The 14,676-nt window shown below is 61.0% G+C and carries 13 protein-coding genes; 6 read left to right on the forward strand and 7 right to left on the reverse strand.

Translation table 11 applies throughout. The features are described from left to right. Window positions 1-24 precede the first annotated feature (24 nt). Window positions 25-603 (forward strand): flavodoxin, encoded by a 579-nt coding sequence (locus ACI3K0_RS14290; RefSeq protein ID WP_148144544.1) that lies wholly within the window; start codon window positions 25-27, stop codon window positions 601-603. 15 nt (window positions 604-618) lie between these two features. Here ACI3K0_RS14290 and ACI3K0_RS14295 read toward each other — a convergent pair whose 3' ends face one another. Continuing rightward, window positions 619-4,257, reverse strand: a complete 3,639-nt coding sequence (locus ACI3K0_RS14295) for a hydantoinase B/oxoprolinase family protein (RefSeq protein WP_404945488.1) — start codon at window positions 4,255-4,257, stop codon at window positions 619-621. A gap of 198 nt (window positions 4,258-4,455) precedes the next feature. Between ACI3K0_RS14295 and ACI3K0_RS14300 the strand changes: the two genes are divergently transcribed. From ACI3K0_RS14300 to ACI3K0_RS14315, 4 genes are read left to right on the forward strand one after another with little or no spacing between them, the layout of a single operon-like run. Beyond that, window positions 4,456-5,040 (forward strand): TRAP transporter small permease, encoded by a 585-nt coding sequence (locus ACI3K0_RS14300; protein ID WP_206827207.1) that lies wholly within the window; start codon window positions 4,456-4,458, stop codon window positions 5,038-5,040. A 4-nt stretch (window positions 5,041-5,044) separates the two neighbouring features. Next, a complete protein-coding gene (locus tag ACI3K0_RS14305; RefSeq protein WP_183685430.1) occupies window positions 5,045-6,358 on the forward strand; it encodes a TRAP transporter large permease in 1,314 nt (437 codons plus the stop codon). Window positions 6,359-6,378: 20 nt separating this feature from the next. After that, a complete protein-coding gene (locus tag ACI3K0_RS14310; protein ID WP_148144540.1) occupies window positions 6,379-7,359 on the forward strand; it encodes a TRAP transporter substrate-binding protein in 981 nt (326 codons plus the stop codon). Between the two features lie 59 nt (window positions 7,360-7,418). Beyond that, the gene (locus ACI3K0_RS14315) at window positions 7,419-7,955 is read left to right on the forward strand and encodes a winged helix DNA-binding protein (protein ID WP_206827205.1); all 537 of its coding nucleotides are present in this window, start codon (window positions 7,419-7,421) and stop codon (window positions 7,953-7,955) included. A 76-nt stretch (window positions 7,956-8,031) separates the two neighbouring features. Here ACI3K0_RS14315 and ACI3K0_RS14320 read toward each other — a convergent pair whose 3' ends face one another. The 6 genes from ACI3K0_RS14320 to ACI3K0_RS14345 form a co-directional block, all read right to left on the reverse strand. Beyond that, window positions 8,032-8,568, reverse strand: coding sequence for a DUF992 domain-containing protein (locus ACI3K0_RS14320; RefSeq protein WP_148144538.1), 537 nt, complete (start codon window positions 8,566-8,568; stop codon window positions 8,032-8,034). Window positions 8,569-8,854: 286 nt separating this feature from the next. Then, on the reverse strand, window positions 8,855-9,787 hold the full coding sequence (locus ACI3K0_RS14325) for a phosphatidate cytidylyltransferase (protein WP_206827204.1): 933 nt from the start codon (window positions 9,785-9,787) through the stop codon (window positions 8,855-8,857). Beyond that, window positions 9,784-10,437 (reverse strand): lysophospholipid acyltransferase family protein, encoded by a 654-nt coding sequence (locus ACI3K0_RS14330; RefSeq protein WP_404945489.1) that lies wholly within the window; start codon window positions 10,435-10,437, stop codon window positions 9,784-9,786. The genes ACI3K0_RS14325 and ACI3K0_RS14330 overlap by 4 nt, the downstream gene beginning before the upstream one ends. Then, window positions 10,434-10,871, reverse strand: a complete 438-nt coding sequence (locus tag ACI3K0_RS14335) for a hypothetical protein (protein ID WP_206827202.1) — start codon at window positions 10,869-10,871, stop codon at window positions 10,434-10,436. Before ACI3K0_RS14335 ends, ACI3K0_RS14330 begins: the two co-directional genes overlap by 4 nt. Next, on the reverse strand, window positions 10,868-12,202 hold the full coding sequence (locus ACI3K0_RS14340) for a phosphatase PAP2/dual specificity phosphatase family protein (protein WP_206827201.1): 1,335 nt from the start codon (window positions 12,200-12,202) through the stop codon (window positions 10,868-10,870). Before ACI3K0_RS14340 ends, ACI3K0_RS14335 begins: the two co-directional genes overlap by 4 nt. Before the next feature lie 7 nt (window positions 12,203-12,209). Continuing rightward, window positions 12,210-13,946 carry a bifunctional alpha/beta hydrolase/class I SAM-dependent methyltransferase gene (locus ACI3K0_RS14345; protein WP_148144533.1) on the reverse strand — a complete coding sequence of 579 codons (1,737 nt, stop codon included), beginning with the start codon at window positions 13,944-13,946 and terminating at the stop codon, window positions 12,210-12,212. 121 nt (window positions 13,947-14,067) lie between these two features. Here ACI3K0_RS14345 and ACI3K0_RS14350 point away from each other — a divergent pair, with 121 nt between their 5' ends. Beyond that, window positions 14,068-14,667, forward strand: a complete 600-nt coding sequence (locus ACI3K0_RS14350; RefSeq protein WP_206827200.1) for a CDP-alcohol phosphatidyltransferase family protein — start codon at window positions 14,068-14,070, stop codon at window positions 14,665-14,667. Window positions 14,668-14,676 lie beyond the last annotated feature (9 nt).

Here is a 14,676-nt window from a genome sequence, read left to right on the forward strand (position 1 = left end):
ACCGGGAGCCGGAGGCAGCCGATCATGGGAACCGAATTGCCGAGAAGAAACCTGCTGAAGGCTCTGCCGCTGACTGCCGCCGGCCTGGTGCTGGCAGCATCTGAGACATCGGCCGAACAGCGCCCTGCTGAAGCGGGGCGCATCCTCGTCGCCTATTATTCGCGAACGGGAAACACCGCCGTCATCGCCCGCCAGATCAGGCGGGCCATGGATGCGACACAGTTCGAGATCAAGACGGAGACGCCCTATCCGGAGGACTACGAAGCGACTGTCGAACAGGCACGCCGCGAAACGCAGTCGCAATATCTGCCGCCGCTCGGGCATTTCGTTGCCGATATCGGTCGCTACGATACCGTCTATCTGGGCATGCCGATCTGGGGCATGACCGCCCCGCCGGTGATCCGCTCGTTCCTTCGCGCCCATAACCTCTCCGGCAAAGTAGTCATTCCCTTCATCACCCATGGGGGATATGGGCTGGGCAACAGTATCGACGTGCTGCGCGCCCATATGCCGGGCGCCGACCTGCGCCCGGCCTTTTCGATGGAGGCGGACCAGGAGCGCAAAACCCTGGAGCAGGTCTCCAGCTGGCTGGTGGAAAACTAGCTCAGCTCGCCATTCCTATTCCGCCGCCATATAACCTCCCGCCGTCGGCGTCACGACCGTGACGGCTTCGCCCGCCTCGATCAGCGTCTGGGCGCAGCCGGCAAGTTCTTCCACCGAGCCGCCGAGACGGCGCACGGTGGTGAGGCCGAGTTCGCCCTCTCCGCCACCGGCAAGCCCATGCGGCCGGATCGTGCGATGTGACGAGAGAATGGCGCAATCCATCTTTTCGAGAAAGCGGATCGTCCGCTTCGTGCCGTCACCGGCCGAAAACGCACCCCTGCCGCCGGATGCTTCACGGATATGAAAATCTTCCAGCAGCACCGGATAACGCGTCTCGAGAATTTCCGGGTCGGTCAGGCGGGAATTGGTCATGTGAACATGCACCGCATCCGTACCGGCAAAACCGGTGCCGTCGTTGAACCGGCCTGCGGGCGAGCCGGAGCACAGGGTTTCGTAATATTGGTAGGTGGCGTTGCCGAAAGTGAGATTGTTCATCGTTCCCTGGCTGGCAGCAATCGCGCCCAAGGCGCCGAACAGCGCGTTGGTGACATGCTGCGAGGTCTCCACATTACCCGCAACGACCGCTGCCGGATATTGCGGCTTGAGCATCGAGCCATCCGGCACGATGATCCTGATCGGCTTCAGGCAGCCGGCATTCATCGGGATCGAGCTTTCCACCATGACGCGGAAGACATAGAGAACCGCCGCCCGTGTCACGGGCTCGGGCGCGTTGAAATTGTTCTTTTTCTGCTCGCTGGTTCCGGTGAAATCGACGGTCGCCTCGCGCTTCGCTCTATCGACGGTGATCTTCACCCTGATCGTACTGCCCTGGTCGGTCGCATAGGAGAATTCGGCATCGCCGAGCTTTTCCAGAACCCGGCGAACGCTCTCTTCCGCGTTATCCTGCACATGGCCCATATAGGCCTGAACCACATCCAGGCCGAATTGCGCGATCATCTTGCGCATCTCGTGCACGCCCTTTTCGTTGGCGGCGATCTGGGCGCGAAGGTCGGCAACGTTCTGGGCAACGTTGCGGGCCGGATAGGGGTGATCGGAAAGCAGCTTCGTGATGCCCGCCTCGTCGAACCTGCCGCGATCGACAAGCAGGACGTTGTCGAACAACACGCCTTCCTCATCGACCGTCGTCGCAAGCGGCGTCATCGAGCCGGGAGCCGTACCGCCGACATCAGCATGGTGACCGCGCGAGGCAACGTAGAACAGGATTTTTTCAGCTGCCTCATCGAAAACCGGCGTGACCACCGTGATATCCGGCAGATGCGTCCCGCCATTATAGGGCGCGTTGAGCGCGAACACGTCGCCGGGACGGATCCTGCCCTTGTTCTGCGCGATGATGCTTTCGACAGAACGGTCCATCGAGCCGAGATGCACCGGCATATGCGGAGCATTGGCGACAAGCGCACCGTTTTCGTCGAACACCGCGCAGGAGAAGTCCAGCCGTTCCTTAATATTGACCGAAGACGCCGTGTTCTGCAGCGTCACGCCCATCTGCTCGGCAATCGACATGAACAGGTTGTTGAAGACCTCGAGCAGGACCGGATCGGCCTGAGTGCCGACCGCCTTTGCACGGGAAAGCTCCGCGACGCGTTTCAGCACCACATGGTTGAGTTTTGTGATCTCGAAAGCCCAGCCATCCTCGACGACGATCGTCTGATGCGGTTCGACGATCAGGCAGGGGCCATTGGCTCGGGCACCAGGTGAAATGTCGGCACGGCGATAGATGGGAGCATCGCGCCAGGCTCCGCCGGAGAAGAATTTCGTCGCTTCCGTGGATGTTGGCGCTGCAGTCTCCAGCGCGAATTCCGGCTCTGAACTATCCGCCCCGCCGCCGATCGCCTCGACTTCATAGGCTTCGAAAATGATCTCGCGATTCTCGAAGATGAAACCGAACTGCTTCCTATGCGCCGTCTCGAAAGCGGCAGTCATCTCGGCTGCATCGGAAACAGCGATGGACAGGGTCGTATCCGTGCCCTGATACCGCAGATGGGCGCGATGCAGGACTTCGATATCCGTCTCCGCCACGCCCTGACTCTTCATTTCGCCAAGCACGGCCGCCGTCAGCTCATCACGAACCGGGCCCAGCGATGCAAGTGCCGCCGCAAGACCTTCAGAGATCGTGCGCTGGCGGGTGGCGCGGATATCGGCAAGCCCCATGCCATAGGCCGACAGAATGCCGGAAAACGGATGGATCAGCACGGTCGAAATGCCAAGCGCATCGGCCGTCAGGCAGGCATGCTGACCGCCGGCACCGCCGAAGCAGGTCAGCGCATAATGCGTGACATCATAACCGCGCTGAACGCTAATCTTCTTCACCGCATTCGCCATGTTTTCCACCGCAATGGCGAGAAAACCGTCGGCCACCTGTTCGGGCGAGCGGCCATCGCCGACCACCTCGGCCATCTCCTCGAAAGCCTTGCGGACGGCCGCTGCATCGAGCGGCTGGTCACGGTTGGGACCGAAGATTTTCGGGAAAAGATCGGGAGAGAGCTTGCCGAGCATCACGTTTGCGTCGGTGACGGTGAGCGGCCCGCCGCGGCGGTAGGCCTTCGGTCCGGGATTGGCGCCGGCGGAATCCGGGCCGGCGCGAAAACGGCCATTCTCGAAATGCAGGATCGAGCCACCACCGGCAGCAACAGTGTGGATCGACATCATCGGCGCGCGCATGCGCACGCCTGCGACCTCCGTCTCGAAGGAGCGTTCGAGTTCTCCGTCATAGTGGGAAACGTCTGTCGACGTTCCGCCCATGTCGAAGCCGACCATCTTGTCGAACCCGGCAAGCCGTGATGTCTCCACCGCGCCAACCACACCGCCGGCGGGACCGGAAAGGATCGCATCCTTGCCCTGGAACAGCCGTGCGGCGGTGAGGCCGCCGGAAGACTGCATGAACATCAGTTGCGGGCCATCGTCACCCGACCCGTTCGCATCCGCCCCGAGTTCTTCCGCCACCTGCTCGACGTAACGGCGCAGGATCGGCGACAGATAGGCATCGACCACCGTCGTATCACCGCGGCCGACAAGCTTGATCAGCGGTGAGACTTGGTTGCTGACGGAAATCTGGGTAAAGCCGATCTCGCCGGCAATTCGCGAGACAAGCTGCTCGTGAGCCGGATACCGATAGGCATGCATGAAGACGATGGCGATGGCGCGGTAACCGGCATCGAACTCAGCCTGCAGGTTGGCGCGGACGGTTGCCTCATCCGGCACCGCCTCGACCTGGCCATCGGCACGGACACGCTCGTCGACTTCGACGACGGCGCTGTAAAGCAATTCGGGCTTGATGATCCTTTTGGCAAAGATGTCGGCACGGGCCTGATAACCGATCGCCAGCGCATCGCGGAAACCGCGTGTGGTGACGAGCAGCGTCTTTTCGCCCTTGCGCTCCAGAAGCGCATTGGTGGCGACCGTCGTGCCCATTTTTACCGCGCCGATCAATCCTGAGGGGATCGGCTCTCCGGTGGAGACACCCAGAAGCTCGCGAATGCCCTGCACCGCCGCATCCCGGTAAGCCTCCGGATTTTCCGAGAGAACCTTGTGCGCAACGAGGGTTCCGTCCGGTTTGCGACCGACGATATCGGTGAATGTACCGCCTCGATCGACCCAGAAATCCCACTTACTGCCGGTTGCGTTGCCAGCCATGCTGTCCCCCTTGGAAGCTCGATCTGACCCAACGAAAACAGTTCGTCGATAAAACGTCAATGATTAGTTGACAGGAAAATGCACAATGCTGCATCATGCCTATCGAACAGGCAAAGGGCCGCAAAGAGCCTTGCCTGCAACGGCAACCGAGGGGAAGCCACATGAGCGATTTCCGCATTTTCGAGCGGAGGACACGTCATGTCCGCCGCTGATCCGCACCACAGCATTTTCCCCGAATGGCTCCGAAAGGGGCTGGATGGGTTGTATCTCGTCTCCGGCTGGCTGGCCGGGCTTTTCCTCATCTTGATCTTCGTCATCATGCTGGCGCTTTCCGCCGGCCGCCCCTTGGGCATCGACGTCCCGGCCGGTGACGACTTCGCCTCCTGGGCGATGGCGGCTTCCGCCTTTCTCGGCCTGGCGCATACTTTTCGTTCAGGAGAAATGATCCGCGTCGGCCTGCTGATCGAGCGGATGACCGGACGCACCCGCCAGCTCTTCGAGGTCGTGGCCCTGCTGATCGGGTCTGCTGCTGCGGTCTATTTCGCCTGGTATGCGTTTGACATGAACCGCACCTCATGGGCGTTTAACGACCTAGCCCAGGGCGTGATCGCCATGCCTTTATGGATCCCGCAGATCGGCTTTTCCGGCGGTCTGATCATTCTTGCCGTCGCCATGGTCGACGAGCTTGTGCATGTGCTGTTCGGCGGCCTGCCCCGTTACGAAAAACCCGCGCCGGACACACCGGAAGAAGCCATCGAACGCGCCATCCAGAGCGGGGCCTGATCTCATGGGTACAGTCGAACTTGTCGAAATTTCCGGCATCATTCTGGTTGCCCTTCTCGCACTTCTGGCAAGCGGCGTGTGGATCGGCTTTTCGCTGCTGATCTGCGGCTTCATCGCCATGCTGTTCATGCCCGGCATCCCGATCGGCGCCGTGCTTGCCACCAATTCCTGGAGCAATGGCGCGTCGTGGTCGCTCGCAGCGCTGCCGCTCTTCGTTTGGATGGGCGAAATCCTGTTTCGAACAAAACTTTCAGAAGAGATGTTCCGCGGCCTCGCACCCTGGCTCGGCTGGCTTCCAGGCCGGCTCATGCATGTCAACGTGCTCGGCTGCGGCCTGTTCGGCTCGATTTCCGGATCATCGGCGGCAACAACGGCGATGATCGCCAAGATCGCCCTGCCGGAACTGAAGAAGCGCGGTTATGACGAAATGGTCAGCCTCGGCTCGCTTGCCGGCGCCGGCACGCTCGGCATCCTCATCCCGCCGTCGATCACCATGGTCGTCTATGCGGTGGCCGCCAACGTCTCGATCATCCAGATTTTTCTCGCCGGCTTCCTGCCGAGCCTGATCGTGATGGTCCTCTATTGCGGCTATATCGCCGTCTGGTCGCTGCTCAACCCGGACAAGACGCCGCCTGCCCCGCCGAAGATGAGCTTCAAGGAAAAGCTGAAGGAATCGGCCAACCTCATCCCGGTCACGCTGCTGATCATCCTCGTCTTCGCAACGCTGCTGCTCGGCTGGGCGACGGCAACGGAATGCGCTGCATGGGGCGTACTCGGCTCGCTCGGTATTGCCGCATGGTCGAGGTCACTGACCTGGAAATCCTTCTGGGACAGCGTCATGGGCGCAACCCGGCTGACCTGCATGATCATGCTGATCCTCACCGGCGCCGGCTTCATGTCGATCGCCATGGGTTATACCGGCATTCCGAACGCGCTGGCCGCCTGGGTCGACAGCTTCAACCTCAGCCCCTTCGCGCTGATCGCCGTCCTGACGGTCATGTACATCCTGTTGGGTGCGGCGCTCGACGGTCTTTCGATGATCGTATTGACCACCGTCGTCGTCTTGCCGATGATCCAGCAGGCCGGTTTCGATCTTGTCTGGTTCGGCATCTTCCTCGTGCTGATCGTCGAAATGGCCGAGGTCTCGCCGCCTGTCGGCTTCAATCTCTTCGTGCTCCAGACGATGAGCGGCCGTGACAGCCTGACGGTAGCGAAGGCTTCGTTACCGTTCTTCTTCCTGCTCGTGGCGACAGTCGCCATCATCACGGTCTTCCCGGAAATCGTGATGGTTCTGCCGCAAATGGCGTTTCCGGGATAACAAGAGAGGGAACTGACAAGATGAACGTAACTGCAAGATTTGCGCGATGGGGCCTCGCTGCTGCCGCCCTTCTCGCCACCACCGCACCGTCCTTCGCAGCCAATTGGGTCCTGCCGTCGGCCTACCCGCCGGCAAACTACCATGTCGAGAACCTCAACCAGTTCGCCAAGGATATCGACGAGGCGACCAAGGGCGAGTTGAAGATAACCGTCCATCCGAACGCCTCGCTGTTTAAGGCACCGGATATCAAGCGCGCCGTCCAGACCGGCCAGGCGCAGGTCGGCGAAGTTCTGCTGTCGCTGCATGAAAACGAAAACCCCGTCTTCGGCCTCGATGTCGTGCCCTTCCTGGCAACCAGCTTCGATCAGTCGAAGAAGCTTTACGACGCTTCCAAGCCGGCTATCGAACAGGCGCTCGACAAGCAGGGTCTGAAGCTTCTCTACACCACACCGTGGCCGCCGCAGGGCATCTTCACCAAGAAGGACGTCAATTCCGTTGCCGACCTCAAGGGCCTCAAATGGCGCGCCTATAATGTCGGCACGTCGCGCATTGCTGAAATCGTCGGCGCGCAGCCGGTCACCGTCCAGGCCGCCGAACTGCCGCAGGCACTGGCAACCGGCGTGGTCGACGGTCTGATGACCTCATCGGCGACCGGTGTCGATTCGAAGATCTGGGAATCGCTCACCCACTATTACGACACGCAGGCCTGGATCCCGAAGAACGCCATCTTCGTCAACAAAGCCGCCTTTGCGGCACTCGATCCCGCCACGCAGAAGGCCGTGACCGATGCGGCGGCGGCGGCCGAAACCCGTGGCTGGGCGCTCGCCGCCGAGAGGACAAAGTCTTATATGGACACGCTCAAGAAGAACGGCATGCAGGTCCTTGAGCCGAGCGCCGAACTGAAGACTGGCCTGTCGGAAGTCGGCGCCAAGCTGACGGAAGACTGGTCAAAGAAGGCCGGAGCCGACGGCCAGGCCATTCTCGACGCATACAAGAAATAATCGGATGGCGCTGCGGCGACCATGCCGTGGCGCCTTTCCTTCGCGGGAGAGGAGGGATCATGTCACAGGAAAAGCTGCCTCTGGCGGAGCATAGCCTCGGCCCCATCGTATCCTCGGAACATCTAGCAAGCGGCGCGCTGCCCGCACTCTCCGAGATCGAGTTCGGCCTCGTCATGCTCAACCACGCCTTCAGCCGCTGGATGATACGCTGCATGGCAGCAGCCGGCGTGCCAGATTTGTCGCCGGTCGATATCCTCGTCCTGCACAACATCAACAGCCGCAACAAGCCGAAAACTCTAGCCGACATCGCCCTCGTCCTCAATATCGAGGACACGCATGTGGTTACCTACGCGCTGAAAAAGCTGGAGCGAATGAAGCTGATCAAGTCCGGCCGTCGCGGCAAGGAAAAACTGGTCATGGTCACCGAAGCCGGTGCCAATGCCTGCGCCCGCTACAAGGCGACGCGCGAAAGCCTTCTGGTCAAATCGGTGCTGTCTACGGAGGTTGCGACCGACAGCCTGTCTCAGGTGGCGGCAAGATTGCGGGCGCTTTCGGGCCACTATGATCAGGCCGCGCGTGCTGCAGCGTCGCTTTGAACTGAAAACCGATAAATACATCGGTCGCAATTTCGGCCTGCCTTACGAAAATCGCGAGGCAGGCCGATTGATCGGATTACATTGCTGCAGGCGACAGCGTCACCGAAGTGCCGGTGGCAGCAAGGTTGAGGCCGAGTTGGCCCGTCACGCTCACCGTCTGCAGGTGGATCGATCCGGACGTGCCGCCGACCAGGATGTTTGCGCCGATGCCTGCGCCAACCGTGGCTTCCGCCGTTGCGCCCTGATAAAGGCCGCCGAGCGAACCGTGGTGGTAGCCTGCGGTCGGTGCGAAGACCGCCCAGATCAAACGGCTGCGGGTGGTGAAGCCGAGATCGACGCCCATCTTGCGAACGACGCCGGTGTAGCGGTCAAGCGGCTCGCTGCCCATGGTCGACTTGAAGACGCAGTCTGCTTCCTTGGCGGAACCGAGAACGTAGCCAACACCGCCGCCGATCGAGCAATCCAGGTAACCGATGCGAACACCGCCGCGCTGATCATTTTCCTGATAGGTCGGCACGCTGTCGCGCCGGCTGATGACGTCGGCTGCGGATGCGGCCGTTGCAACGAATGCGACCGGGAGGGCTGCGAGGGCCACGGCAATTGTCTTTTTCATCCCTGTACTCCTTGTAATATTATGTTCATCCGTTCGGGTGCGGATGACACACAGCGATTACTAACGCATGTGGCAGAAGAATGATCCAAAGATAGCGAAACACGAAATATCTCGTCCTGCGCGCCAACGTGACTGCGTGTATCAGGAGATTGTATCAGGGCTTGCGAGAACCAAGCCGAGCTTCTTGCTCACTGGTTTCACGCTCTCCCTCCTGTACAATGGCCGGCTTTGTCACCGACTCGGCAATATAACGATCACGGTTTGCGCCAGTTAGACGGATCCAGCGCTATGTCCAGGCATAGCGGACAATATGGAAAAAGACGGGCGCTGCAAAAACCAAGCTGTCGGCCCGGTCCAGCATGCCGCCATGGCCTTCGATCATGTGGCCCCAGTCCTTGACGCCACGATCACGCTTGATGGCAGAGGCAACGAGGCCGCCGAAAAAGCCCATGACGCAGGAAAGTGCTGCCAGCACTCCCGCTTCAACAGGCGAGAAGGGAGTAAGCCAGTAAAGCCCTGCGCCCATAAGCGAGGCACTGGCGATCCCGCCGATCAGTCCCTCCCAGGTCTTGGACGGCGAGATGCTCGGAGCAACCTTGTGACGACCGAAAAGCTTGCCGAAGACATATTGCAGCACATCGCTGCCCTGCACTGTCGCGATCAGGAAGGCGATCAGCAGCAGCCCCCGCCCTTCATTACCTGGAATGGGCAAGGTCACCAGCGCCGGCACATGGCTGATGCAGTAGACGGATAGCATGATGCCCCATTGCTGCTCGCTGACCCGCTCGAGGAAACGAGACGTGTCTCCCCGCATCGCAGTCAGCGCCGGCATGGCCAGGAAGCAGTAGACGGGAATGAAAATCGAATAGAGCCCGTACCAGTCGATCCAGATCAGATAATACTGCACCGGGTTGATGATCAGGAACATGCCGAGCAGCGTCCATCGATCCGCATTGCGCGTATTGGTCAGCGTCACATATTCCCGCAGCGCGGCAAAGGACACGAAGGCGAAAAGCAGGATCACGCCGCCTGTACCGAACAGGAAGGCGAAGCTGATGCCCGCCACCATGATCCACCAGGCCTTGATCCGCGCATTGAGATTGTCGAGCGTCGGCGGCAACGGCTTCGGGCTGCGCCAGGAGAGCACACCCGCAATCACGCTTGCCGTCAAAAGCACGCCGACCAGTCCGATAAAAAGGCGCGTCGTGTCATCGCTCATCGGCTGTTTCCATCCTTTTGGGGTGCAAGCGCGAGAAGGGCTTGCCGGGCGCGGTCGAGGAAGACCTTGCGGTCTTCGCCTTCGTCGAGCCTCACCGGCTCACCGAAAACGACTCGGCAGAGAAGCGGGATCGGCAGAAGCGCGCCCTTGGGCAGGACGCGCGACATGTTCTCGATCCAGCAGGGCACCAGCTCGACATCCGGCCGGGCGGCAGCAAGATTGTAGAGGCCAGACCGAAACCGCAAGAGCGGCTCCTCCGTCATGTTGCGCGTGCCTTCCGGAAAGAAGATCAGCGATTGCCCCGTATCAAGCGCAGCAAACATCACCTGCATCGGATCGGCCGTTCGCTCCACCCAGTTGCGCTCGACAAGCACGGTGCGCAGCAACCGGCGGGAGATGAACCGGCGCAGGCGGCCTGCCCCCCAGTAATCCGCCCCGGCAACGGCCGCCGTCCTGCTGCGCTCGAAAGGCGTCAGGCAGGTCGAGACGAGAATGAAATCGCCATGGCTGGCGTGATTGGCGAAATAGATGCGCTGGCGGCCATTCGGTGCCGATCCCGCCCATATGGGACGCACGCCGGTTACCACGCGCGCAAGAACGGCGAGCACAGAACCGGAGGCAACCTGAAGCAGCGATGCACCGCCTCTCATGCTGGACCTCCATTCATCGCATCGAGGAGAAGAATGCCGTAAAGCACAATGCCGGCGACAAGGCTCAGCCATTGCAGCAGGATAAGCCGACGGCATCCGAAAAACCGTTGCGACAAGGGTGCCGGAACGGCAGGCTTCGCCCTCAGCCCCATTCGCACCAGAACGTCATCGATCGCAGCCAGGCCCGCCTCTTTGCCATCATGCGAAAGCGCTATGCGAAACAGTGCGGCATCGAACAGGAGATGAACCGTCAGTGCGAGAGCGACAAGGCAGAAAGCGAGCAGAAGCAACCAGCCAAGTGCCGAGCCGAACCCGTTTGAACCTGCCGTCAATGGTGCGATGGCCAGCAGAAACAGAGCGACCAGGCCACCACCGATGCCGTTGCAGCATAATCGCCGGACCGCTTTTGCCGTCGCTGGTTTCCAGTCGCTCATCGCGCCGCCTCGTCGATTGCCGCATAGGTTTGCGGCTTGAGATGAACAGGACGGCCGAGCGCCTTGATCTGCTCAGCTGCCGCAGCAGCATTAGCCGCATGACCGGACCGCACGAGCCAGCATGCGACGACCGCCGCACTACGCTGAAACCCGAGTGCACAGCAGACGAGCACCGGGCCACGGCTGCGGACGTCCTCGACAGCAAGCGCCCCATCACGAATACTTGCCACCGATAGCGGCAGCAGATCGAGCGACGGTATCGCACGCCAAACGAGACCGGCAGCGCGGCGCGCCGGAAATTCAGCCGTCATGTCGACGACCGAGGCATAGGCCCTAAGTTCGTCACGGCCCGGAGCGCGCCCGAGGAACACCCCGTCGCCAACTTTGACCGCAGCCGGAAGCCTGTGCGTCCACCACCAGCGGTTCGCCCGCGCACCGAGACGATAGGGCCAGAGCAGATAACGGCTCGCAAGGCTCGTCACCCCGTCTCCTTGCTTTTGAAAGACCCGCGGTCCTGCTCCGGCATAACCGATGGCAACGAGCGCCAGAGCAAGGCTCGGCCACAGCCACAACAGGCCTGCACCATTGCTGCGCGCCGAAATCACCGCAATCAGCAGGAAGATTGTCGCGCCAACCGCATAAACGATCGCCAGCCGCCGCGCCTTTCGATCCTTCGTGAGGCGGAAGTCGGCAAGCGGTGAGGCTTTGTCCGCAGGAAACAACCAGAGCGCAAACAGGCCGAGCAGCATTCCGGTCGGAATGTCGATGACATGGTGCTGCCAGGTGGTCAGCACCGAAAGCCCGATCAGCACACACCAGACATGCCAGACTGTGCGCGGAAAACCCTTCAAGCGGCAACGCCAATGGTCCCAGATGATCACCAGAAGGGCGATATGCAGCGACGGCGCCTGATTGAACGGCTTGTCGAAACCGCCGAGAACAACGAACATGAAGCCCGGAAGGCCATCGGTTTCCGGCCGCACGAAAATCGCCTGCAGGGGAAACGCGATGAAGCAGATAACCGCCACGACCTGCGCAGTCAGATACCGGCGCGCCAGACGGCCGACATCCTGCGGCGTATCGTTGACGAAGAGAGACAGCGCATAAAACGCGTTGATTGACCAATAGGGAATGATCGTCCAGGCGAAGAACGGAATGTATTTTTCCCAGCCGAAGGCAAGGTTCGGCACGTCGGCGCGCAGCGAAGCCAGCCAGTTCGCCACGCCATAGGTGAGATAGAAAAACGGAGCGAGGAAAAGCAGCCACAGCGCTGCCGTTCGCATCACAGCGCCGCGCACGCCAACCGGAACAGATGCAATCCCCTCCCCCATCTCGGCCTCAGATACGCTCGGCCAGCGACACGGTGAAAATGCCCCATTTGTCGATACGCTGCTCGATCTTGCGGAAACCGGCAGCGGCGACCAACTGGTCCATCTCCTGCTGTGTGCGTCGGCGCATGATCCATGCCTCGCCGCCGCGGTGAGAGGTGAGCGCCCGCGCGATCATCTCAAGCTGCGGATGCCATGGCTGGCCGGTATAGAGCAGCAGCGATCCCGGCTCCAGCGCCTGCGAAAGACCGCGCAGAGAGGCTTCGATGGCGTGATTATCCGGGAACAGTTCGTAAAGGCCGGAAACCACGGCGAGCGTAGGCCTGGGCTCGATCGAAGTCAGGCCGGCCGTATCGAAGGCATCGGCGCGATGGAAGCTCGCAATGTCACTCAGGCCACGCTCGGCGATGAGCGCGGTGCCTTTCTCGACATTGATCGGCGAATAATCCTGCAGCCGGATGCTGTCCGGTTTCACCTCGGATGCCGCTACTGCGTCGAGAATGTAGCGCCCGTGACCGGCGGCGATATCGAGCACCCGTACCGGCTTGTTCTCGGCTTTCAGGCGCGCAAACGCCCTTCCGATCAGTTCTTCGAGATGCACCTTACGCTGCCGGATACCGCGCCAGCCTATCGCATCGAGAAACTGCCGGTCAATCAGCCGGCCACCTGGACCAAGGCCCCGCGCATCGTTCTCATAAATGTAATCGAGTGTCGAACCGGAATCGAAACCGGTCCGCAGGCCCGTCTTGATACCGTCGGAAAAGAGACCGCCGAAGCGGATCGAGGCGCGCGTGAAAGCCCAATACAATCCGCGCGGCGAGGCTATCGACAATGGCGTCGCCAGCCGGTCGGCCTCGTCGCGGCTGTAACCGGATAGGTGAGCCTGCCGAAGATCAGCAACGACCGGCACCTCCTCGAAGCGTTCGGTGATGAACGAACGTACCTTTTTCACGGCCTTGGCCCGGTCCCGTTCGCCGAGCGTGTCGTGATAGAAACCGGGCAGCACATGACGTTCCTTGATCGTGCTGCCGAGGTTTTCGAAAAAGCGATGTTGCGGCGCGTGGCGCACGACGAAATCGCTGCCGGAAATAAGCAACTGCGTCGGCACCGTGATCGCGCGGGCGTCCGCGACAACCCTGTCAGCAGCCTCGTAAAGCTCGAGAAGAACATTGGACGCAATCGGCCGGGTAATCAGCGGATCGCTCTCGAACGATGCGATGCGCTCGGCATCATGCGTCAGAAACCGTGCCTTGACGTAGGAGTTGACGAAAAACGTGCCTTTCAGCTTCTGCCACAGCGCAATCCCCTCCCGGGCGAAAGGCACGTAAAGCTTGACGTCGAATGCCGGCGAAGCCAGCACCAGGGCGCGGATGCCAGGCGCATAATCATGCACCCATGTGGATGCGAGCACCGCGCCGACACTTTGGGCCACGACGGCGACCTGATCCATGGCAAAGCCGCCGGTCTCGCGGATATGACGAACGAAGCAGTCGAGATCGCGCACCGAATGAGCAAAAGATGGCGAGTGGCCGCGTTCGCCGGGAGAGCGGCCATTCCCGCGCGCATCCCAGGCGTAGAAGGCGAAATCGTCGAGACCAAGCTCTTCGACAAGATGGGCGACCCTGCCGCCATGCTCGTGGCCGCGGTGCAGAAGAACGATTGCACCCTTCGTCGTACCGGAGCGAGCGGGCCAGTGGCGATAGAAGAGTTCGACGCCGTCATGGCTCGCAAACGCGGTTTCGATCATGCTTTTGTCACTCCCGCCCATCTGTTCCGTAACCTATACGGATGAAAGCCCCAGGTTTGCAGTTGATTTCTTCAACTTGCGTCTGCATTTGTTGAACGCAATCAAGCGGATTCGAGCTTTCATGTCGATCTACAAACTGAAGTCGTCATTCCAGGCCCTCCTTCGCCCGCTGGTTGGGCACCTCGCAGCAATAGGGGTGACCGCCAACCAGGTGACACTGTTCGCCTCCTTCGTTTCCGTTGCGATCGGCGTCCTGTTGATCATCGAACCGCTGCCTGCGCTGTTTGCGCTCGTGCCGATCTGGATGTTTCTCCGCATGGCCTTCAATGCCGTCGATGGCATGCTGGCGCGCGAACATGGCCAAAGGTCCGCGCTTGGCGGCTATCTGAACGAGATTACCGACGTCGTGTCGGACGCAGCGCTCTACATCCCCTTCGCGCTGATTGCGCCTTTCTCCCTGCCATGGATCGCAACCATCGTCTTTCTTGCGGTACTGACGGAATTTGCCGGCGTTCTCGGCATCGCGCATGGAAACGGCCGCAATTACGAAGGGCCGATGGGCAAGAGCGACCGTGCCCTGCTCTTCGGAGCCCTGGGCGCGCTCGTCGCCATATTCGAGACCCTGCCCGACTGGACATGGCATATCCAGCCAATGGCCTGCGTCCTGCTGATCTGGACGGTGGTCAACCGTGTGCAAGCCGGTCTGGTCGATCCGCGCTGATCGGTTAAG

This window comes from Rhizobium sp. ZW T2_16 (assembly GCF_044987325.1).
In the GTDB taxonomy this organism is placed as follows: domain Bacteria; phylum Pseudomonadota; class Alphaproteobacteria; order Rhizobiales; family Rhizobiaceae; genus Neorhizobium; species Neorhizobium cellulosilyticum.

What these genes read in the sequence shown, in the direction of transcription:
- ACI3K0_RS14295 (WP_404945488.1), bottom strand. Translation starts at nt 4,257, where the DNA reads ATGGCTGGCAACGCAACCGGCAGTAAGTGGGATTTCTGGGTCGATCGA.
- ACI3K0_RS14325 (WP_206827204.1), bottom strand. Translation starts at nt 9,787, where the DNA reads ATGAGCGATGACACGACGCGCCTTTTTATCGGACTGGTCGGCGTGCTT.
- ACI3K0_RS14305 (WP_183685430.1), top strand. Translation starts at nt 5,045, where the DNA reads ATGGGTACAGTCGAACTTGTCGAAATTTCCGGCATCATTCTGGTTGCC.
- ACI3K0_RS14320 (WP_148144538.1), bottom strand. Translation starts at nt 8,568, where the DNA reads ATGAAAAAGACAATTGCCGTGGCCCTCGCAGCCCTCCCGGTCGCATTC.
- ACI3K0_RS14315 (WP_206827205.1), top strand. Translation starts at nt 7,419, where the DNA reads ATGTCACAGGAAAAGCTGCCTCTGGCGGAGCATAGCCTCGGCCCCATC.
- ACI3K0_RS14345 (WP_148144533.1), bottom strand. Translation starts at nt 13,946, where the DNA reads ATGATCGAAACCGCGTTTGCGAGCCATGACGGCGTCGAACTCTTCTAT.
- ACI3K0_RS14300 (WP_206827207.1), top strand. Translation starts at nt 4,456, where the DNA reads ATGTCCGCCGCTGATCCGCACCACAGCATTTTCCCCGAATGGCTCCGA.
- ACI3K0_RS14340 (WP_206827201.1), bottom strand. Translation starts at nt 12,202, where the DNA reads ATGGGGGAGGGGATTGCATCTGTTCCGGTTGGCGTGCGCGGCGCTGTG.
- ACI3K0_RS14335 (WP_206827202.1), bottom strand. Translation starts at nt 10,871, where the DNA reads ATGAGCGACTGGAAACCAGCGACGGCAAAAGCGGTCCGGCGATTATGC.
- ACI3K0_RS14290 (WP_148144544.1), top strand. Translation starts at nt 25, where the DNA reads ATGGGAACCGAATTGCCGAGAAGAAACCTGCTGAAGGCTCTGCCGCTG.
- ACI3K0_RS14330 (WP_404945489.1), bottom strand. Translation starts at nt 10,437, where the DNA reads ATGAGAGGCGGTGCATCGCTGCTTCAGGTTGCCTCCGGTTCTGTGCTC.
- ACI3K0_RS14310 (WP_148144540.1), top strand. Translation starts at nt 6,379, where the DNA reads ATGAACGTAACTGCAAGATTTGCGCGATGGGGCCTCGCTGCTGCCGCC.
- ACI3K0_RS14350 (WP_206827200.1), top strand. Translation starts at nt 14,068, where the DNA reads ATGTCGATCTACAAACTGAAGTCGTCATTCCAGGCCCTCCTTCGCCCG.